16 protein-coding genes are annotated in these 18818 nt (G+C 67.1%); 6 read left to right on the forward strand and 10 right to left on the reverse strand.

All coding sequences use genetic code 11. The features are described from left to right. Nucleotide 1 precedes the first annotated feature (1 nt). The 3 genes from FB471_RS28400 to FB471_RS28410 are packed head-to-tail and all read right to left on the reverse strand — an operon-like array spanning nucleotide 2 to nucleotide 3454. Nucleotides 2-955 (reverse strand): nitrilase-related carbon-nitrogen hydrolase, encoded by a 954-nt coding sequence (locus tag FB471_RS28400; protein ID WP_142001360.1) that lies wholly within the window; start codon nucleotides 953-955, stop codon nucleotides 2-4. After that, entirely contained in the window at nucleotides 946-2013 is a 1068-nt protein-coding gene (locus tag FB471_RS28405) for an agmatine deiminase family protein (RefSeq protein ID WP_246076637.1), read from the reverse strand. Before FB471_RS28405 ends, FB471_RS28400 begins: the two co-directional genes overlap by 10 nt. Nucleotides 2014-2017: 4 nt before the next feature. Continuing rightward, nucleotides 2018-3454, reverse strand: a complete 1437-nt coding sequence (locus tag FB471_RS28410; protein WP_142001361.1) for a gamma-aminobutyraldehyde dehydrogenase — start codon at nucleotides 3452-3454, stop codon at nucleotides 2018-2020. Nucleotides 3455-3657: 203 nt separating this feature from the next. Here FB471_RS28410 and FB471_RS28415 point away from each other — a divergent pair, with 203 nt between their 5' ends. Together FB471_RS28415 and FB471_RS28420 are read left to right on the forward strand one after the other, a co-directional pair. After that, nucleotides 3658-4143 (forward strand): Lrp/AsnC family transcriptional regulator, encoded by a 486-nt coding sequence (locus FB471_RS28415; protein ID WP_342779484.1) that lies wholly within the window; start codon nucleotides 3658-3660, stop codon nucleotides 4141-4143. Between the two features lie 173 nt (nucleotides 4144-4316). Continuing rightward, nucleotides 4317-5708, forward strand: a complete 1392-nt coding sequence (locus tag FB471_RS28420) for an aspartate aminotransferase family protein (RefSeq protein WP_142001363.1) — start codon at nucleotides 4317-4319, stop codon at nucleotides 5706-5708. A gap of 70 nt (nucleotides 5709-5778) precedes the next feature. Here FB471_RS28420 and FB471_RS28425 read toward each other — a convergent pair whose 3' ends face one another. Continuing rightward, a complete protein-coding gene (locus tag FB471_RS28425; RefSeq protein ID WP_246076638.1) occupies nucleotides 5779-6798 on the reverse strand; it encodes an NADPH:quinone reductase in 1020 nt (339 codons plus the stop codon). Between the two features lie 227 nt (nucleotides 6799-7025). Here FB471_RS28425 and FB471_RS28430 point away from each other — a divergent pair, with 227 nt between their 5' ends. From FB471_RS28430 to FB471_RS28445, 4 genes are all read left to right on the forward strand, one after another. Beyond that, nucleotides 7026-8594, forward strand: coding sequence for a class I adenylate-forming enzyme family protein (locus FB471_RS28430; protein WP_142001364.1), 1569 nt, complete (start codon nucleotides 7026-7028; stop codon nucleotides 8592-8594). A 42-nt stretch (nucleotides 8595-8636) separates the two neighbouring features. Then, a complete protein-coding gene (locus FB471_RS28435) occupies nucleotides 8637-10616 on the forward strand; it encodes an FAD/NAD(P)-binding protein (protein WP_142001365.1) in 1980 nt (659 codons plus the stop codon). Nucleotides 10617-10747: 131 nt separating this feature from the next. Then, nucleotides 10748-11290 carry an SRPBCC family protein gene (locus tag FB471_RS28440; protein WP_142001366.1) on the forward strand — a complete coding sequence of 181 codons (543 nt, stop codon included), beginning with the start codon at nucleotides 10748-10750 and terminating at the stop codon, nucleotides 11288-11290. 40 nt (nucleotides 11291-11330) lie between these two features. After that, nucleotides 11331-12302, forward strand: a complete 972-nt coding sequence (locus tag FB471_RS28445) for an oxygenase MpaB family protein (RefSeq protein WP_142001367.1) — start codon at nucleotides 11331-11333, stop codon at nucleotides 12300-12302. On the opposite strand, the gene FB471_RS28450 is transcribed toward FB471_RS28445, so the two are convergent. Genes FB471_RS28450 through FB471_RS28475 form a run of 6 tightly spaced genes read right to left on the reverse strand, consistent with a single transcriptional unit; the run spans nucleotide 12230 to nucleotide 18511 of the window. Further along, nucleotides 12230-13282, reverse strand: a complete 1053-nt coding sequence (locus FB471_RS28450; protein ID WP_142002622.1) for a Gfo/Idh/MocA family protein — start codon at nucleotides 13280-13282, stop codon at nucleotides 12230-12232. The two genes, FB471_RS28445 and FB471_RS28450, sit on opposite strands and share 73 nt — an antisense overlap. Continuing rightward, on the reverse strand, nucleotides 13282-13854 hold the full coding sequence (locus FB471_RS28455) for a dTDP-4-dehydrorhamnose 3,5-epimerase family protein (RefSeq protein ID WP_142001368.1): 573 nt from the start codon (nucleotides 13852-13854) through the stop codon (nucleotides 13282-13284). The genes FB471_RS28450 and FB471_RS28455 overlap by 1 nt, the downstream gene beginning before the upstream one ends. A 58-nt stretch (nucleotides 13855-13912) precedes the next feature. Further along, the gene (locus FB471_RS28460) at nucleotides 13913-15016 is read right to left on the reverse strand and encodes a nucleotide disphospho-sugar-binding domain-containing protein (protein ID WP_142001369.1); all 1104 of its coding nucleotides are present in this window, start codon (nucleotides 15014-15016) and stop codon (nucleotides 13913-13915) included. A 41-nt stretch (nucleotides 15017-15057) separates the two neighbouring features. Next, the gene (locus tag FB471_RS28465) at nucleotides 15058-16407 is read right to left on the reverse strand and encodes an FAD-dependent oxidoreductase (RefSeq protein WP_142001370.1); all 1350 of its coding nucleotides are present in this window, start codon (nucleotides 16405-16407) and stop codon (nucleotides 15058-15060) included. Nucleotides 16408-16449: 42 nt separating this feature from the next. After that, nucleotides 16450-17229 (reverse strand): SDR family oxidoreductase, encoded by a 780-nt coding sequence (locus FB471_RS28470; RefSeq protein WP_142001371.1) that lies wholly within the window; start codon nucleotides 17227-17229, stop codon nucleotides 16450-16452. Nucleotides 17230-17260: 31 nt separating this feature from the next. Beyond that, nucleotides 17261-18511, reverse strand: coding sequence for a class I SAM-dependent methyltransferase (locus tag FB471_RS28475; protein WP_142001372.1), 1251 nt, complete (start codon nucleotides 18509-18511; stop codon nucleotides 17261-17263). Nucleotides 18512-18818: the final 307 nt, after the last annotated feature.

Raw genomic sequence — 18818 nt, forward strand, 5'->3', positions numbered from 1 at the left:
CTCAGTCTCCGATCGGCCGAATGAGCGAGGTGTAGGTGTCGGGTCGGCGGGTGTCCAGGAACGGGAACAAGGCCAACCAGTCCCGCCGCTGGTCGAGATCGAGCGGGGCGACCAGCACCGCGTCGGCGTCCCGCGGAGCCGAGGCGAGCACCCGCCCGTAGGGGTCGGAGACGAACGACGAGCCGTAGAAGGCGAGGGTTCCTTCGTCGCCCCACCGGTTGGGGACCACCATGAACATGCCGTTGGCGATGCCGTTGCCGACGATGACGTGCCGCCACAGCGGCTGGGTGTCGAAGCGCGGGTGGTCCGGCTCGGAGCCGATGGCGGTCGGGTAGGCGAGTACCTCGGCACCGGCGAGCGAGTAGGCCCTTGCGACCTCGGGAAACCACTGGTCCCAGCAGGTCGGCAGGCCGAGCCGGGCGGTCGGCTTTCCTTCCGCACCAGGGAGCTCCACCACCGGATACGGGTCCGGCCCTGCCGGCCCCCCGCGGAAGTAACGGTCCTCGTAGTAGCCGGCGGAGACGGGGATGTGCAGTTTCCGGGTCCGGCCGAGCAGTCGCCCTTCCGGCGACACCAGGATCGCGGTGTTGAACCCGAGCCCGTCCGGCCCTTCCGCTCGCTCGTACAGCGAGGCGTGCACCGCGACCCCGGTGTCGGCGGCCGCTTTCGCGGCGAAGGAGAACGTCGGCCCGGTCTCGAGATCCTCCGCGGTGGCCGTCGCCTTGCCGGTGTCCGGGCGGATGTCGGCGGGATAGCGGGACAGGGTGAGCTCGGGCAGGAACACGACCTGTGCCCCGGCCATGGCGGCGGTGCGGATGCCGTCGAGCAGCACGGCCTGGTGCTCCGCGTGGTCGGCGTGCCAGCAGGTCTGCACGAGGCCGGCGACCAGCGGCGGACGCGTCGGCTCGGTCACCCGTGCCGGCGATTCGGGGACCTCGGCGGTGATCAGTCGCATGGTGGACTTCCTCGGGGTGGTGTGGCGGGCTGTTGCTGGGTGACGCAATGGATGCCGCCGCCGTGGGCGAAGATGCCGCGCGCGTCGACGAGCTCCACGGTGCGGCCGGGGAAGGCGCGGCCGAGGACCTCCGCCGCCGCGGCGTCCCGCGGGTCGTCGAAGGCGCCGAGCACGAGGACATCGTTGGCGAGATAGTGGTTGACGTAGGAGTAGTCGACGGGCTCGCCGTCGGGGTCGAAGGTCACCTCCGGCGCGAGGAGTTCGACCACCCGCGGCCGCCTGCCCCTGGCGTCGGTGCTCGACCGCAGGACTTCCGCGATCTGCTCGGACACCGTGAAGTCGGGATGCGCCGGATCGGTCTGGGTGTGCACCGCCACGACCCCGGGCCGCAGGAAGCAGGCAACCAGGTCGACGTGCCCACGGGTGCCGTAGGTGTGGTAGTCGCGGGTGAGGCCCCTCGGCAGCCAGATCGCGGTGCTGGTACCGAGCCGCGCGTGTATCTCGGCTTCCACCTGCTCGCGGGTCCATCCGGGATTGCGGCCGGGGTCGAGTTGGACGGTCTCGGTGAGCAGCACGGTGCCCTCGCCGTCGACCTGGAGCCCACCACCTTCCAGGGTGAGCGCCGAGCGGCGCACCGGGTGCCCCGCCAGGCCGGCGACGGTCGCGGCGACGCGGTCGTCGTCGGCCCACGTGGCCCAGCCCTGGCCGCCCCAGCCGTTGAACACCCAGTCCACGGCGGCCAGCCCGGTGGGCGTCGCGTCCTCGTACACGAAGCTGGGTCCGATGTCGCGCATCCACGCGTCGTCGAGCGGGATCTCGACCACGTCGACGTCGGCGCGCAGGAGTTCCTTCGCGATCGCCCGCTGCCCGCTTCCGGCGACCACGGTGACCGGTTCGTAGGCGGCGATGGTGTTGGCGACCTGCGCCCAGCGCCGCCTGGCCGCGGCGAGCACGGGCGAACCCGGCTCGCCGAAGGTGCCGTTCGGCGGAGGGAACGCCATCCAGGTCCGTTCGTGCGGGGCCCATTCGGCCGGCATCGCGGGCGAAGCAGTGGTCACCGGTTCACTCCCCGAGGCTGGTCATGACGTGCTTGACCCGGGTGTAGTCCTCCAGCCCGTACAGGGAGAGATCCTTGCCGTAGCCGGAATGCCGGAAGCCGCCGTGCGGCATCTCGGCGGCGAGCGGAATGTGCGCGTTGATCCAGACGCAGCCGAAGTCCAGGCGCCGGGACATCCGCATCGCGCGGGGGTGATCGCGGGTCCACACCGAGGACGCCAGCCCGTACTCGACGCCGTTGGCGAGGCGCACCGCCTCCTCCTCGCCGGTGAACCGCTGCACGGTGATGACCGGCCCGAACACCTCGTCCCGGACGATCTCGTCGCCGGGACGTAACCCGGAGACCACTGTCGGCGCGTAGAAGAAGCCGCGCTCGCCCACCCGCCTGCCACCGCTGTGCACCTCGGCGTGGTCGGGCAACCGGTCGACGAACCCGCCGACCTTGGCAAGTTGGGCGGCGTTGTTCAACGCGCCGTAGGCGACATCCGGTTCGTCGGGCGGACCGGTACGTACCGCTCGCGCCTTCTCGGCGAGCGCGGCCAGGAAGTCGTCGTGCACGCCGGCCGCCGCCAGCACCCTGGTGGCAGCGGTGCAGTCCTGGCCGGCGTTGAAGTACCCGGCTTCGGCGATGGTCGCGGACGCGGCCTCGACGTCCGCGTCGTCGAAAACCACCACCGGTGCCTTCCCACCGAGCTCCAGGTGCACCCGTTTGACGTCGGTCGCCGCCGCGCCCGCGACCTCGATCCCCGCGCGGACCGAACCGGTGATGGACACCTGTTGCGGGACCTGGTGCGCGACGAGCTCCCGGCCGGTGTCCCGGTCGCCGCAGATCACGTTGAGCACCCCCGGCGGCAGGAACTCCGCCGCCAACTCAGCGAGCAGGACGGTGGAGGCCGGGGTGGTGTCGGAGGGCTTGAGCACCACCGTGTTCCCGGCGGCCAGCGCGGGGGCGATCTTCCAGACGGCCATCATCAGCGGGTAGTTCCACGGGGTCACCTGGGCGCAGACGCCGACCGGTTCGCGCCGGACGAACGAGGTGAGCCCGGGCAGGTACTCCGCTGCCGCCTTGCCTTCCAGCACCCGCGCCGCGCCCGCGAAGAACCTGACCTGGTCGATCGCCATCGGAAGTTCTTCGCTCCGGGTGAGCGCCAGTGGTTTGCCGGTGTTCGCCGACTCGCAGCGGACGAACTCCTCGGACCGCGACTCCAGCGCGTCGGCGATCCGTAGCAGGGCGCGCTGACGTTCGGCCGGAGTGCTGTCCCGCCAGCTCTCGAACGCGGCCGCCGCCGCGCCACACGCTTCGTCCACATCAGACTGTCCGGACAGCGTCGAGGTCGCGTACACAGCTCCGGTGGCCGGGTCGACGATGTCCAGGGTGCGTCCTTCGGCGGAGTCGGTGTGCCGGCCGTCGACGAAGTTGCGGAAGGTCTGCTGCTCACTCATCGGTTCTCCGTGGTCGGCGGCAACTGCTGTGTGACGCATGGAACAACACGGAATCAGCAATGTCAACGCCAAAGTCGGAACGGAATCCGTTGTTTATGGCGACCATGACGCTGGATTCGCTTGGTGTCGGGTGTTCCCGTCGACGTCGTCCGGTCGGGCGTGGCGCCATGGCCGACGGCGGCCTCGGTGGAGATAATGCGCCGGTGAACAGGAAGACCCCCGCCGCCGAGCGCGCCTCGGCCACGCTGCTCGACGACACCTCCAAGCGGATCATCGAACACCTGCAACAGGACGGCCGCCGCCCGTACTCGACGATCGGCCAGGCGGTCGGCCTTTCCGAGGCCGCGGTCCGGCAGCGCGTCCAACGGCTTTCCGACGCGGGCGTGATCCAGATCGTGGCCGTCTCGGATCCGATGCAGGTCGGACTCTTCCGGCAGGCGATGATCGCGATCAACGTCGACGGTCCACTCGAGCCGGTCGCGGACGCGCTCGCCGAGATGGCCGAGATCGACTACGTGATCATCTGCGCCGGCCGGTTCGACGTGCTCTGCGAGGCCGTCTGCGAGGACGACGCCGGGCTGCTGGACCTGATCTCCAACCGGATCCGCACCCTGCCCGGTGTGCGCAACGCGGAGACCCTGATGTACCTCAAGCTGCGCAAGCAGTCCTACCAGTGGGGCACCCGCTGACCGTGGACCGCGGAATCCGTGGCTGTACCTGCCGCATGACATGAATTTCGTTGCAACTGACATGTTCGGCAACTGATTCACTTGCGCTGGGTCGATTTGTGTGCGATAAACGGAGATGACCACGCGGGCCGGGTGTCGAACCGGCGGCCGTACCGACTCTCCTGCGAGGGACCATGACTGTCACAGCCGCATCCACACCGGTCGAGGCCGACGACCTCGCCCGCTCGGCGGGCGAGCACCTGTGGCTGCACTTCACCCGGCACTCGAGCTTCGCCGACGCGCGGGTTCCGGTGATCGTGCGCGGCGAGGGCGCCTACCTCTGGGACTCGAACGGGAAGCGGTACCTCGACGGTCTGGCGAGCCTTTTCGCCGTCCAGGTCGGGCACGGGCGGGAGGAGTTGGCCGAGGCGGCCGCGCGGCAGACCCGGCAACTCGCGTACTTCCCGCTCTGGGGGCAGGCCCACCCGACCGCGATCGAACTGGCCGAGCGGCTCGCCAACGCGGCCCCCGGCGACCTCGGTCGCGTCTTCTTCACCGTCAGTGGCGGCGAATCCGTGGAAACCGCATGGAAACTGGCCAAACAGTACTTCAAGGTGACCGGGAAACCCACCAAACACAAGGTGATCAGCCGCTCGTTGGCGTACCACGGCACCTCGCAGGGCGCGCTGTCCATCACCGGAATCCCCGCCGCCAAGCAGGATTTCGAACCCCTGGTTCCCGGTAGCCTGCGCGTACCGAACACCAACTTCTACCGGGCGCCCGAGCATGGCGACGACTACCAGGCGTTCGGCAGGTGGGCCGCCGACCAGATCGCGCAGGCCATCGAGTTCGAGGGGCCGGACACCGTCGCGGCCGTGTTCCTGGAGCCGGTGCAGAACACCGGTGGCTGTTTCCCCCCGCCACCCGGATACTTCCAGCGGGTCAGGGAAATCTGCGACCAGTATGACGTGCTGCTGGTCTCCGACGAGGTGATCTGCGCCTTCGGCAGGCTCGGCCACGAGTTCGGCGCCGCTCGTTACGGGTATCAGCCTGACCTGATCACCACAGCCAAGGGACTCACCTCCGGCTACGCACCGCTGGGCGCGGTACTGGCCGGCGAACGGTTGATGGAACCGTTCCGGCACGGCACCACCACGTTCATGCACGGCTCCACCTACGGCGGGCACCCGGTCTCCTGCGCCGTGGCGACGGCGAACCTCGAACTGCTGGAACGCGAGAACCTCTACGAGCACGTTGTATCCAAGGAGGCTTCCTTGAGGTCCACCCTGGACAAACTGCGCGACCTGCCGATCGTCGGGGACATCCGCGGCGCCGGGTTCTTCTACGGCATCGAACTCGTCAAGGACAAAGCCAGCAAGGAAACCTTCACCGACGAGGAGTCCGAACGAGTACTGCGTGGGCACCTCTCCGGCGCCTTGCTCGAGGCCGGCCTGTACTGCCGCGCCGACGACCGCGCCGAACCGGTCATCCAGCTCGCCCCGCCACTGATCTGCGACCAGCCGCAGTTCGACGAGATCGAGCAGATCCTCCGCGACGCGCTGACTGACGCCTGGACGATGCTGTAGCCGAACCGGGCCGGTGCCGGGACGCGGTGCGGGGAGGCCGAGATGGTGACCGTGCCGCGGGGCCGGCCGGTCAGCGGTCGAGCTCCGGGCAGAGGACCAGCCGCTTGCCGTGCAGCTCGCCCCGTTCCAGCCTGGCGTGCGCTTCGGCGGCGGCGGTCAGTGGCGCTTCCTCGATTGTCCGGCCGCGTAGCCCTCCGCCGGCGAGCAGCCGGTTGATGGTGCGGGACGCTTCGGCGAGTTCGACGGTGGTGGCGTGTGAGATGGTGAAACCGACGATCGAGGCGTCTTTCAGGTAGAGCGGGCCTGCCGGCAGCACTGGCCGCGTCCGCAGCCCGGCAAGCAGTACGACGCGGCCGCGAAAGGTGAGCAGATCGACCGCGGTCTCCAGATCGTTCTTCCCTGACGTGTCAAGGTAGACGTCGACTCCTTGTGGACAGACGTCCCGGATACGTTGTGGCAACGCCGGATCGCGGTAGTCGATGACCTCCGCCGCCCCCAGCGCCCGGCAGTACTGCTCGTCTTGCGCACTGGCGGTCGCGATGACACGGGCGCCGGCATCGGCGGCCAGCACGACCAGCGCGCCGCCGACGTTTCCGGCCGCGCCCGCGACCACAACCGTTTCTCCGGCCCGAAGCCGGCCATGCGTGAACAACGCGAGATAGGCGGTGCCGGCCGGATGCAGCACCGCGGCCGCGTCCGCCGCGCGAACGGAGCCCGGCAGGTGGTAGAGCCGGTCGACCGGTACGACCGCCTGTTCGGCGGCGGCTCCCTGACGGCCACCGTGGCCGAGGCTGTTACACCAGACCCGATCGCCGACGGCGAACCCCACCGCGCCAGGGCCGGTGGCCGCGACCGTGCCGACCAGGTCGCGGCCGATCACGAAGGGGAACTCGATCGGGGTGCGCCAGGCACCCGAGCGGACAAAGGTGTCCACCGGATTGACCGTGGTGGCCGTGACATCGACCAGCACGTCGGTCGGCCCCGGCTTCGGGGCGGCCAGTTCACCGGAACGAATGTTCTCGGCCGGGCCGAGTTGATCTATATAGGCTGCGTACACGTCCACATGCTGCCATGCCAGCACGCCCGGCATGGAGTACCCACCGGCCGGAATCCGCGACTTGACGTACCTTTCTTACGCTCTTTGACCGGTGTGCGGGTGCGCCAGCAGGCTTCTGGCCATGAACGGACCCGCATCAGGGGTGCGATCGAGCAGTGTTGACCTGGACGTCAGGGGGCGGTTTGCCCGTGCCGGGGACCGGTCTCGACAGGCCTGTTACCCGGCTGACGCACGGTAGCCGCGAACGAGAAGGCGGACATATGTTTCTGCAGCGCGTATGGAATCGGGGCATTCGGCTTGGCACGCTCTTCGAGCGCGCGGCGGCCAGGTATCCGGCGAACTTCGTGGTTCTCGATCACGATCTCGACATCGCACCCGAGGTCGGGCGCCGGATGACCGTGACCGAGATCGCGAACCTGATCGATGATTTCGCCTCCCGGTTCTGGGCCGCGAAGGTCCGGCCGGGGGAGCGGGTGGTCATCTACAAGTCCAATGGCTTCGACATCTCGATCCTGGCCTGCGCCATCGCGCGGATCGGTGCCGTTCCGGTGTTGTTGTCACCGAAGCTGGATGGTACGACGGTCGCCGAACTGGCCCGCCGGGTGGATCGGCCGTATCTGGTGACCGATCAGACCAAGCTCGAACAGGAGCTCCCGGATTCGGTCTTCGAACTCGTGGAGCGGGTACTGCTCACCTCGGGAAGCTATCCGAACGCGACGGAACTGCGGTCGTTCGCCGGGGTTGAACGGGTCCCCGCCGTCCAGATGCCTCCCGAGCACCCGACACTGATCACCCACACCTCCGGGACCACCGGTGTGCCGAAACTGGCCGTACACACCGGACGAACCTTCCAGGCGCGCTACCGGCCGCAGGCTTCCGTGGTCCGCCTCATCCGCAAACACGATCCCCTGGCGATACACGTTTCCTTCGTGCACTCGCGGATGTATACCGCCATGCCCATTGGGCTGCTGCAAGGATTCCCCCTTGTCATCCTGGCGGATGACGACCCGGTGACCGTGGGCGACATTTTCCAGCAGGTGCCACCCGGAGTGATCGAGGCCCACCCCAACTCGTTCATGCGCTGGGAAGAACTGGTCGACGATCCACGGGATGCCTTTGCCAACGTCAGGTTCTTCAGCAGTACGTTCGACGCTATTCATCCAAGGACGGTGCACCTCCTGCTCAGTGCGTCGCGTCGTAGGTCGCCGCAGTTCGTACAGATGTACGGGCAGAGCGAGGTAGGCCCCATCGCCGGGCGTACCTACAACAAGAAACGAGGTGCCGACGCCGACGGGCGCTGCGTCGGCAGGCCCTTCCCCGGTATGACCGGTGTACGGGTGGTGAGCCGCGACGGGAAACCGCCTTCGAAGTCCTCACCCGGCTACATCGAGGTTCGCAGCGATGGGCGGATCGTGACCTACCTGGGCGAACATGAACGTTACGAGAAGCAGGCCAACGACGGTTGGTGGCGGATGGGCGACGTCGGCTACCGCACGAGATGGGGTTGCTTGCATCTGCTCGATCGCGAAGTCGACGTGATCCAGGGGATCGGCAGCACCCTGGCGATCGAGGACGCGCTGTTCGCCAGGATGGAGGAACTGGTCGAGGTCATCGTCATTCCGGGCGGAAACGGGGCAGCGGTTCCGGTGGTGTGTACCAAGGACGACAAACCGTTGAACCAGAGTGCCTGGAAGGCCGCCGTGGCGAACCTCCCGGCGATGTCGGATCCGGTCCAATGGAGGCAGGCAGATCTGCCGCAGACCGCGACGGTCAAGATCAAAAGACTCGAACTGGCCAGGCGGCTGGGTTCGGGAACGCAGAGTGGCTGAACTCGTTTGGGTATGACTGTCCTCCAGGAACGGGGTGCTGGTATGCGCAGCAGTCAGGTCGAGGTCTGTATCGTCGGCGCCGGCCCCAGAGGGTTGTCCGTTCTGGAACGCCTGTGTGCCAACGAGCGGAAGAAGCCCGCACAATCCGCCCTGACCGTGCATGTCATCGACCCGTGTACTCCCGGAGCCGGCGCCGTGTGGCGCCCCGACCAGTCTCGCCACCTTCTGACGAACACCGTGGCGTCGCAGATCACGGTCTACACCGACGACAGTGCGCAGATCGAAGGACCGATCGAGCCGGGTCCCAGCCTGTACGAATGGGCCAAGGACATGGCCGCGCTTGGCCCGCAGGGCACCCCCGACGACGAGATCCTTGCCGAGGCCCGCAACCTTGGCCCGGACTGTTATCCCACGCGCGCCTTCTACGGGCGTTACCTCCACGACGGTTTCCACCGGGTGGTGCTGCACGCGCCGGAGCACGTCACCATCCACGTGCATCGGTCGCGCGCCGTCGCGATGGCCGACACCCAGGGCATCACCGGCGGCCCGCAGGGCATCCGGCTGGAGAACGGCACTCGGCTCAACCACCTGGATGCCATCGTCCTGGCACAGGGGCACGTATCGGCGGGGCTCACACCCCACCAGGAGAGGATCGCGAGCCTTGCCCGTATCCACCACCTCAGCTATCTCACCCCCGCCAATCCCGCCGACCTGGACCTGAGCACGATCGAACCGGGCGAGACGGTGCTGCTGCGTGGCCTCGGCCTGAACTTCTTCGATCATATGGCGCTGTTCACCGTGGGCCGCGGCGGATCGTTTGTCCGTGAGGGGAGACGTCTGGTCTATCGGTCGTCAGGACGGGAGCCCGTACTGTCCGCGAGCTCGCGTCGCGGCGTTCCTTACCACGCCCGTGGGGACAACGAGAAGGGCGCCTTCGGCAGGCACCGGCCCCGGCTGCTCACCGAAGAGTTCATCGCGGAGTTGCGTGGTCGCACCGAGGACGGTGAGCGGGTGAACTTCAGCGAGGATCTGTGGCCACTTATCGCCAAGGAGGTGGAGGGCGTCTACTACGGCGCCCTCCTTGCCTCCTATGGCCGCGAGGGCGACGGTGAGCGCTTTCTCGAGCGGTACCTGCCCCTGCCGGAAGGTACGCAACAGGCCCGGCTGCTGGCCGAGTACGGCATCGGCGCCGACGACCGATGGGACTGGGACCGGATCTCGATGCCCTATCGTGGACGCGAGTTCATCGACCGCGACGACTTCTGGTCGTGGCTGCTGGAGTACCTGGCAAGGGACGTCCACGAGGCGAAGGCCGGCAATCTCTCCAGCCCGCTCAAATCGGCGCTGGACGTGTTGCGGGACCTGCGCAACGAGATCAGGCTCGCGGTGGACCACGGTGGCCTGGATGGCAACTCGCACCGCGACGACCTGGAGGGCTGGTACACCCCGCTCAACGCGTTCCTTTCGATCGGCCCGCCCGCTTCCCGGATCGAGGAGATGATCGCGCTGATCGAGGCCGGAATCCTGGAGCTCACCGGGCCGGGCACGCTGATTCGCATCGACACCGGCGGACGCGCCTTCGTCGCCGAGTCCAGTCTGGTGCCCGGCCGCCCGGTGCGGTCGAGGATCCTCATCGAGGCCCGGCTGCCCGTACCCAACCTGTGCCGCACGTCGGACCCGCTGTTGCGCCACCTGCTCGATACCGACCAGTGCGCCCCCTATCGCATCGCCGGATCCTGCGGGGTCAGTTACGAGACCGGCGGGCTCGCGGTCACCGAGCGCCCCAACCGGCTCCTCGACGTGGAGGGCAGGGCTCATCCGCGGCGCTTCGCCTACGGAGTTCCCACCGAATCCGTGCACTGGGTCACCCAGGCCGGCATCCGCCCCGGGGTGGACTCGGTGACGCTGCGTGACTCGGATGCGATCGCCCGTGCGGTACTTGCCCTGCCCCCCGTCGCGCACGTGCCCGCCGCGGTGCGGCCGCCCGCGTCCGAAACGGATCTCACCGGCGTGATCGTATGACCGAGCAACCGTGAGGCGGCGGCCCTGTGCGGTCCGGCCGGCTACACCGGCCTCGCAGGGAGGCATGACAAACCTGACGAACCCCGATCCGGCCGATGGCCGGTGCGGAGGGTCGCTGAGAGGATCTGGACATGAATGCATCCATTATCGAACAATCGCCGCTTTTCGAGCTCAGGGCCGATCTGCCCGTCGCGGCCACACCGGATGAGGTCTATGCGGTGGTCAGCGACCTGACCCGCAGCGCGGAGTGGAGCCCGGAATGCAAAGGAGGAGAGTGGATCTCCGGTGAGCCGTCGACGGTCGGGGCGATCTTCCGTGGCGAGAACCTGCGTAGCGAAGAAGTGGTTTCCTGGGCTCCGCTGGTACGCGGCACGTGGTACACCGAGTCCAGGGTCGTCGCGGCCGAACCCGGTCGCACCTTCCGCTGGATGATGCTCTCCCATGCCAAGGAAAGCCAGGACAGCGTCTGGGGCTTCGACATCGAGGCCGCGGAGGACGGCTGCGTGCTCGTCCACCACTTCCGGATGGGAAGAGCCACCGCGGGGATCCACAAGATCGTCGAGGAACTGGAGGAGACGGCACGGGAGCGGTTCGTCGCCGACTGGACGGCGAAGCTGAAGCAGGACCTCGACGAGACACTCGAGCACATCAGGGACGTCATCGTGACGACATAGCGGTCCGAGTCAGACTGATTGCCGAGAAAGGAAAGATGACATGGTATCGCTACTCCTGAGCAAGCGGCGCACCGAGCAGCGGTACGCACGGCTGCGCGAAATCGAGAGCATGGATGTTGGGACGCACTACACCCGTATCTGGTACCTCGCGATGGGAACCGAGTTTCCCTGGGACTACAGCCTGTCAGGGGCACTCGGTTTCTACAACAGTATCGCCCCGCGCGGTATCGCCGATATACTGGTGCGGACAGGCGAGCTGACGGGTAACACCCGGCGGCGAATGGAGCACCACGGCGCCATCAGCCTCGAAATAGCTCGGCGCGGATGCCGGGAGCCCAGCGGCAAAGCGGCGGTCCGGCAGTTGAACCGCATTCACCACAACGCCATCAAAAGCATCAGTACCCATGGGCACGAGTTCACCATCACCAATGAGATGTACCTGTTCGTGCTGGCCACCAGCATGCTCACCCAGATGCGGTGGGTCGACCGCCACGGCTGGCGCCCGCTGAGCGAACAGGAGCGCAAGGCCGCCTGCCTGCATTTCAGGGAGCAGGGCAAGAACATGGGTATGACCGGTATTCCCGAGTCCTACGACGAATTCGTGCGCCTGCACGACGATTACGTCGACACTCACGTCCACTATTCACCCGAGGCGGAAAAGCTCTACCGGGCGACACAGGATGTCATCATCGGGCCGCTGGTCGGATGGCTTCCTGCTCGGCTGACCACGATCGGAACCCGGGTCGCCAGGGCCGTCGTGCCCGCGCTGCTGACCCCGCACCTACGCAGGGCGTTCGGCGTTGCCACCCCTTCACCGTTGTTGCGCGCAGCCGTGCGCCTGGCCATCAAGGCGCGCTCGGCATATGTGCGCCGGACACCACCACGCCAACACCCGATCTATCCTGATCCCCTGCCCACCACGGATTTCCCGCAGGCAGACTATGAGTGGGCGCAGCTCGGGCCATCGCATTCCGGCAGTGCGACGCCCGGATGTGGTATCCGGCCCGCCTGAGACCAGCCGGCTGATGAGACCATCGGTCCGGCGTGCCGGAGCACTTCGTGCAGCAGATCGGCCTGTGCAAGGCAGTCTGCTCGCGGTGCCGCGCCCGCGTGTACGGCGGCGACGAAGGCGGTAACGGTGTTGGCCACCTGATCGTCCGGGTCCAGCCGGATCTCCCGCGGGCCGAACCGGTTCTCGAGGCGCAATACCGGCGCGTGGTCCGCGGGCGGGGTAAAGGCGCGGTCGACGGTGATCCGGCCCGTGCTTCCCCAGAGCTCGTAGGCATTGCGGTACGCGTGGTCCAGCCCGAAGGTCAGCTGCCCGCTGATCCCCCCGGGGCTGCGCAGCAGCGCCGAGCCCGCGGTGTGCACCGCGTAGCCGGTGCCCCTGGTGAGGGTGGCTCCCACCACCTGAAGGCCGGGGCCGAGCAAGTGCAGCGCGGCGCGAACCGGATAGACGCCGGTGTCCCAGAGCGCCCCGCCGTCCAGCTCGGGACGGTAGCGGATGTCGTCGCCCGGCAGCCTGGGGACGGCGAAGGCGGACTGGAAGGCTCGCAGCTCCCCAATGGCATCGTCCGCGACCAGCTGACGTACCCGCGCGTGCTGGCTGTGGTGGATGAACATGACGTTCTCCATCAGCGCCAGCCCGAGCGAGCCGGCCAGTTCGAACAGCCGGGCGGACCGGTCCCGATCCGTGGTCAGCGGTTTCTCAGCGAGTACATGCTTTCCCGCCCACAGCGCCGCTTCCACCCAGTCGGCATGCAGCGCCGCCGGCAGCGGTACGTAAACCGCCTGGACGGTGTCGTCCCGCAGCAGGGCCGCGTAGCCGTGCACCGCGCGGCAGTCGTACTCCTTGGCGAGTGCATCCGCCTGCGCCGCGTCCCGGCTGGCTACCGCGGCGACCTCGGTGTCTGCGGCCGCGGCGAAGGCGGGAAGCATGCGGTGCCGGGCGATGGCCGCACAACCCAGCACGCCGATCCGGACCGGCGCCATCACGCCGGCCGCCAGAGTGGGAGAATTCCGGTGGACAACGCCTCGGCCAGTCCGATCGCGTGAGTGTCCTTCTCGGACATGAGCGGCGCCTCGGTGAAACCCCATGGAAGCGCGAGATCCGGATCCAAGGGGTTGAGATCGATCTGCGTTCCGGGTACGAACATCGTGGACATGATGTAGCAGATACAGGTGTCCTCGGTGAGTGCGAGGAAGCCGTGCCCCACGCCCTCTGGCAGGTAGACCGAAACTCCCGAGGCCGCGTCGAGCACGGCCGAATGGTAACGGCCGAAGGCGGGGGAGCCCACCCGCAGATCCACCACGATGTCGCGCAGCGCACCGCGTACGCAGGTGACGTACTTCGCCTGTCCTGGCGGGGTCACCGCGCTGTGGATGCCGCGCAGCGTGTTGCCGCGGGACACGGAGTAGCTGATCTGCTTTGGCACGAAGGGCTCGTTCAGCATGCGCTCGAACGTGTCGGCACGCATGGACTCGTAGAAGCTCCCCCGGTCGTCCCGGTGCTGGTGCGGGGTGATGACGTACGCTCCGGGAACCGCGGTTTCGGCGACATGCATTCGCAGCTCTCCTTTCCCGCGTACCGAGTGGCCGCGCGATTGACGGGGACTCCTCCGGTCAGCCGGCCAACTTCTCCATTACGGGCACGATCTCGGCTGGGGCTGGCAGTGCGGCGATCTCCCGCGAAAGCTCGCGCGCCCGTTCCCCGTACCCCGGGTTCGACAGCAAGTCGTTGCAGGCAGCGACGATGTTCTCCGGACGCTGCTCGTCCGAGGTGAGGGTGAGCGCGGCACCGTAGTCGACCACCTGCTGCGTCGCCGCCGTCGGGTACTCCGGGTTGGCGATCAGCTGCGGGACGCCGGCGTTCAGTGCGGTCATGTCGGTGCCGCCGCCGCCATGGTGGATGATGATGTCGCAGGTGGGTGCCAGGATGTCCAGCGGAACCCAGCCGATTCGCACACCGGGCAGGTCCGCGCGTAGCTCCTCGGCGATCTGTTCGGGTGCCCCGACCACGATCTCCACGTTCAGTCCGGAAAGGTTCCGGATCATCTCCAGCAGGGCATCGCCGCTGAACAGCCGGGTACCGGCGGTGAGGTACACCCTGGGACGGTCTCCCTTGGCGTACATCCACTGCTCGAGCGGCTGTTGCGGATTCGCCGGGATCCACCGCATCGGTTGTGCGGGCACGGCGTCCGGTGGCAGCAGGCTGGGTGGGCAGACGCCGAGCCACAGGTCGGGGGCGGGAACCTGAGCCAGGTTCAGTTCGGCGAGCAGCGGCTGTAGCACCTCGATGGCGCCGGGGTCGTACATCCGTGCGTCGATGCGGTCCCACTCCAGCCGCACCGACGGGACGCCGAGGTGATGAGCGAGGAGCGGAGCGCAATAGAACATGCCGCCGCCGACCACGATATCCGGGCGCCAATGCTCCGACAGCTCAAGTAGTGGCTCCAAGCTGTTGATGGCTATCTCGGCGTACACTCCGCCGACCGCCTTGGCCTGTTCCACCGGATCCTCTGGCATCGAGCCGACGAAGGCGCTGACCTCCTCTATCGAAAGGGGAGAGATCTTCACCGGAGGTAGGCCGACGCTGGCTATCCTCGGCAGGACCCATTCGATCCCTCCCATCAGGACCTGGTGTCCGGCGTTGCGGACCGCGGTTGCCAGCGGGGCGTGCGAAAAGATCGGGTACGGGCTATTCCCTGGTACGAACAGAACCTTCATGGTGTCTCCTGGTGGGATGGAGGCCGGCCGCGGGGTGCCGGTCAACTGACCGTGGTGAGTGCTGCCGCGGCCCTGACGCCGGACAGCAGCGCGGCCTCCGTGGTCGGGGCGTTGAAATAGTCGCCTGCGAAGACCACGGGCGCGCCCTGCTGTCGCATCACCTGAACCGCCTGGTGGTAGCGACCAGGTGCCGGAATCGGAAACCCGTAAGGACGTTCGGCGATCCGGAACGGCTGGGCGTCGGTTGGGAAGTCCGGCCACAACGTGGTCAGCAGCGGGGTGACCGCGGCGAACTGCTCCTCCTCGGTGCGGCCGATCAGGCGGCGGGTATTGGCCCGGCCCGGGTAGGTGAACACCAGGAGCTTGTCCACGAGCCCGCCATGTGCGTCCCGCACCTGGCGCGGGTGGGTGATCATGTTTCGTAGCGGTGGGTCGTCCGGGCCGCCGGCCACGATATGTGCTTCGGCCGGCATGCTGCCCGCGTCGACCAGGTAGGAGACCGAAAGGGCCGGTTCGTACTCCTGAGTTTCCAGGAACTTGCGGGCCGTGGAACCAACGACATCCGGCGGCATGGCCGCGGTGAGCTTCGCGGCGATCGGGGCGGGGGTGGCGATCAGCACGTCGTCGAACGTCTCGGTGACCGGTTCGCCCTCGGTGTGCAGTGCGGTGACCCTTACCTTGCCGTCGACCAGTCGCAGGTCGGTGACCTGGTGGCTGAGCCGGAGGTCGGCGCCCTCCGCGTTCTTCTCGGCGATGATCTCCATGCCACCCCGGAACACGTAGAAGCCGGAGCCGCCCATCCAGGCCAGTAGCGCCCTGGCGTGCACGGCGGAGATGTCCTCGCACGCGAAGTTCCAGAACCCTTCGATCTGAGGTCGCAGCAGGAAGTCGAAGCCGCGCCGGGAAACGTGCCGGTAGCCGTATTCGGCGGCGGTGCTTCCATCGTCGAGCGGTGCGGACATGATCGGGTCGAACAGGCTGAGCTCATTGCGCCTGCGGACTTCTCTCAAGGTGGTGAACAGGAACGAGAACCGGTCCTTGAGCGAGACGTGCTTGTAGCTGAGCAGGCTGCGCGGGGAGTCAGAGGACAGGCTCACCGGCACGCCGTTGTCGACGACGAAGACGTCGCTGGAGAGCTGAACGAGCTCGTCGGAAAGCCCGTACTCGCGGATGTGTTCGGACATCAGTTGATAGAAGCTGACGTACATGAGGTTGATGCCCACATCGGGTTCGATCTCGGGGCTGTGCCACGAACGAGCTCGCCCGCCGAGCCCGTCCGCTGTTTCGAAGATGACAACCTCCCTTCCTGCCGTGATGAGCTCCTTGGCAGCGGCGCAACCGGCCATGCCACCACCGATGATTGCGGTCCTCGCGCCACCGGACATGTGCATCTACCTCCGTCGTCAGGGTGAGAAGTTGTTGGTACGCCGCCCTCAGTGAGTCATCACGTCACCGTGCGGGGTCTCCAGCCCCTGACCGAGGCCGCCGTCCACGGCCAGCTCGATCCCGGTGGTGAAGGTGGCGTCGAAGCCGAGGAACAGCACCGCGGTGGCGACCTCCTCCGGCAAGCCGAAGCGCCCCATCGGGGTCATTTCCTCGCCCTCGGACTGGTTGGCGGCGCGCAGCTCGTCGGAGATTCCCGCGATGCCCATGGTCGGGGTCTGCGTGAAGCCGGGGCTGACCGCGTTGACCCGGATGCTCCTCGGTACCAGTTCGGCGGCGAAAACCCTGGTGAAGGCGCGAACGGCGGCCTTCATCCCGGTGCCTACGCTGGTGGCGACGAACCCCAGTCCGGTGACGACAGCGGTGGTGAATACGAACGAGCCGCCTTCGGAGACCAACGGAGCCAGCCGTTGGGCGGTGAAGAACGCGCCTTTGGTGTTGACGGCGAACATCTTGTCGTAGGTGTCTTCGGTGACCTTCTCGAGCGGGTCGAACCGGATGAAGCCGACGTTGACGAATACGAAGTCGACCTGGCCGAAGGTATCCTCGACTGTTTTACCCAGCGCGTCGATATCGGTCATGCTCGCCGCGTCCGAGCGCACGACGTGCGCCGTCGACCCGAGTTCGCGCCGTGCCGCTTGAATGTTCTCCTCGTTGAGGCCGGTGAGCAACACCTCGGCCCCGCCGTCGAGCAGTGCCTTGACGACCGCCATGCCGATCCCGTGCGTCCCACCGGTGACCACGGCCTTCTTACCATCGAACCTATTCATGGGACCCTTCTCGACGTTTGTGGACAGGGGGTCAGACCAGGTGCACATGGGGTACGTAGCGAATCCACCGGCCACCCGCGTCGCGGAATCCCTGCTCTTTGGCGATGATCTCGTCCGCGTGGTTCCATGCGAGTAGCAACGCGTAGTCGGGGTAGGGCGCGGAGAAGGCCTCGGATGGCTTGATCGGAATATGCGTGCCCGGGGTCAGCCTGCCTTGTTTGGCCGGTGTGCTGTCGCAGACATGGGAAACCAGGTCGGGGCCGATCTCACAGAAGTTGAGTACGGTCGCACTCTTGGCTGTCGCCCCGTACCCGACGACCGTCCGGCCCTGCGCGCGTAGCTCCCGGAGCAGGCCCACCAGCGCGGCGCAGTTGTCCCGTACCTCGCTCGCGAACCGTTGGTAGCTCTCCGGGTCGGCAAGGCCCTGCGTGCGTTCTCTCGCGACGAACTCACCGACCGCGGCCGTGGGGCTGCGCTGTCCAGGACGAGCAACGGTGTACCGCATCGATCCGCCGTGCACCGCGATGTGCTCTACGTCGACCAGCGTGAACCCGAAGCGTTCGGCCATCGTCCGGACGGAGCCTGCTGAGAACAGGTAGAAGTGCTCGTCATAGATCTGGTCGAACGCGTTCTGCGCCACGATGTCGCCGAGGTAGCGGTCCTCGAAGACGAATACCCCTTCGGGAGCCAGCAGGATTTCCACGCCACGGAAGATCGAGTCGAGGTAGGGAATGTGGCTCGTGGTGTTCGCCGAGAATATGACGTCCGCCGGCCCGTCCTCGGCAGCGATCTGGGCGGCCGAATCCTCGTCGAAGAACCCGACGCGAACCCGCACACCATCGGCCTTGGCGAACTCGGCCACCGACTCGGACGGGTCGACGCCCAGGTGTCGCACCCCGGCCTTCTGGATCGTCTTCAGCATGACTCCGTCGTTGGAACCAATTTCCACGATGAACGGGTCGGCACCGGTAAGTGCGACATCCAGGAGGTTCCCCGCGATACGCTCGAAATGTTCGTAGATCCGGGTCGAACCAGACGAGCGGTATGGATAATCCTCGTGAAACATTTCTTGTCTGGGAATCTCTTCGAGCTGTTGCACCATCGTGCAGCTCGTGCAGATCCCGACGGCCAGCCGGAAGAAGAACTCGCTGCCGGTCGATTCTGGTCGCACAAAAGAGTCGGAAACCGGCTGCCTTCCGAAGTCGAAGAACTCACTGACGGTGCCGCCGCAGATCCGGCACTCGACTGCGCGCGCTGTTCTCGAACTCGCCGGATCGGTCATGGTCGCTCCCTTGTGATGCCTGATGAACCAGCGCTCCCACGTCGGGCAGGTCGCGTGTTCCGCCACCGCGGTGACCGGTGATTCCTTGCCGCAAGTCTGTTCAGCCGGTGAACAGGTCTCAAGGGGCCCGCAAAGTATGTGTCAGGTTCGGCCGGGGTACGCCGGAGCGTCGCGGCTCGCCCGCGGTGAACCTGACGGACTCAGGGCTCGCCTCGGGGGTTCGGTCCAGGCTGCCACTAGCTTGATCCTCATAACTTCGGGACCGCTGAGCATCGAAAAGGGGAGTCTTATACATGCAGGTCAGGAA

The sequence above is a fragment of the Amycolatopsis cihanbeyliensis genome, assembly GCF_006715045.1.
In the GTDB taxonomy this organism is placed as follows: domain Bacteria; phylum Actinomycetota; class Actinomycetes; order Mycobacteriales; family Pseudonocardiaceae; genus Amycolatopsis; species Amycolatopsis cihanbeyliensis.

Bases quoted from the DNA above. Each gene is read 5' to 3' on its own strand.
- FB471_RS28440 (WP_142001366.1), top strand. From the start codon at position 10,748: ATGAATGCATCCATTATCGAACAATCGCCGCTTTTCGAGCTCAGGGCC.
- FB471_RS28450 (WP_142002622.1), bottom strand. From the start codon at position 13,282: ATGGCGCCGGTCCGGATCGGCGTGCTGGGTTGTGCGGCCATCGCCCGG.
- FB471_RS28465 (WP_142001370.1), bottom strand. From the start codon at position 16,407: ATGCACATGTCCGGTGGCGCGAGGACCGCAATCATCGGTGGTGGCATG.
- FB471_RS28470 (WP_142001371.1), bottom strand. From the start codon at position 17,229: ATGAATAGGTTCGATGGTAAGAAGGCCGTGGTCACCGGTGGGACGCAC.
- FB471_RS28420 (WP_142001363.1), top strand. From the start codon at position 4,317: ATGACTGTCACAGCCGCATCCACACCGGTCGAGGCCGACGACCTCGCC.
- FB471_RS28455 (WP_142001368.1), bottom strand. From the start codon at position 13,854: ATGCATGTCGCCGAAACCGCGGTTCCCGGAGCGTACGTCATCACCCCG.
- FB471_RS28410 (WP_142001361.1), bottom strand. From the start codon at position 3,454: ATGAGTGAGCAGCAGACCTTCCGCAACTTCGTCGACGGCCGGCACACC.
- FB471_RS28430 (WP_142001364.1), top strand. From the start codon at position 7,026: ATGTTTCTGCAGCGCGTATGGAATCGGGGCATTCGGCTTGGCACGCTC.
- FB471_RS28425 (WP_246076638.1), bottom strand. From the start codon at position 6,798: ATGCCGGGCGTGCTGGCATGGCAGCATGTGGACGTGTACGCAGCCTAT.
- FB471_RS28475 (WP_142001372.1), bottom strand. From the start codon at position 18,511: ATGACCGATCCGGCGAGTTCGAGAACAGCGCGCGCAGTCGAGTGCCGG.
- FB471_RS28445 (WP_142001367.1), top strand. From the start codon at position 11,331: ATGGTATCGCTACTCCTGAGCAAGCGGCGCACCGAGCAGCGGTACGCA.
- FB471_RS28460 (WP_142001369.1), bottom strand. From the start codon at position 15,016: ATGAAGGTTCTGTTCGTACCAGGGAATAGCCCGTACCCGATCTTTTCG.
- FB471_RS28435 (WP_142001365.1), top strand. From the start codon at position 8,637: ATGCGCAGCAGTCAGGTCGAGGTCTGTATCGTCGGCGCCGGCCCCAGA.
- FB471_RS28400 (WP_142001360.1), bottom strand. From the start codon at position 955: ATGCGACTGATCACCGCCGAGGTCCCCGAATCGCCGGCACGGGTGACC.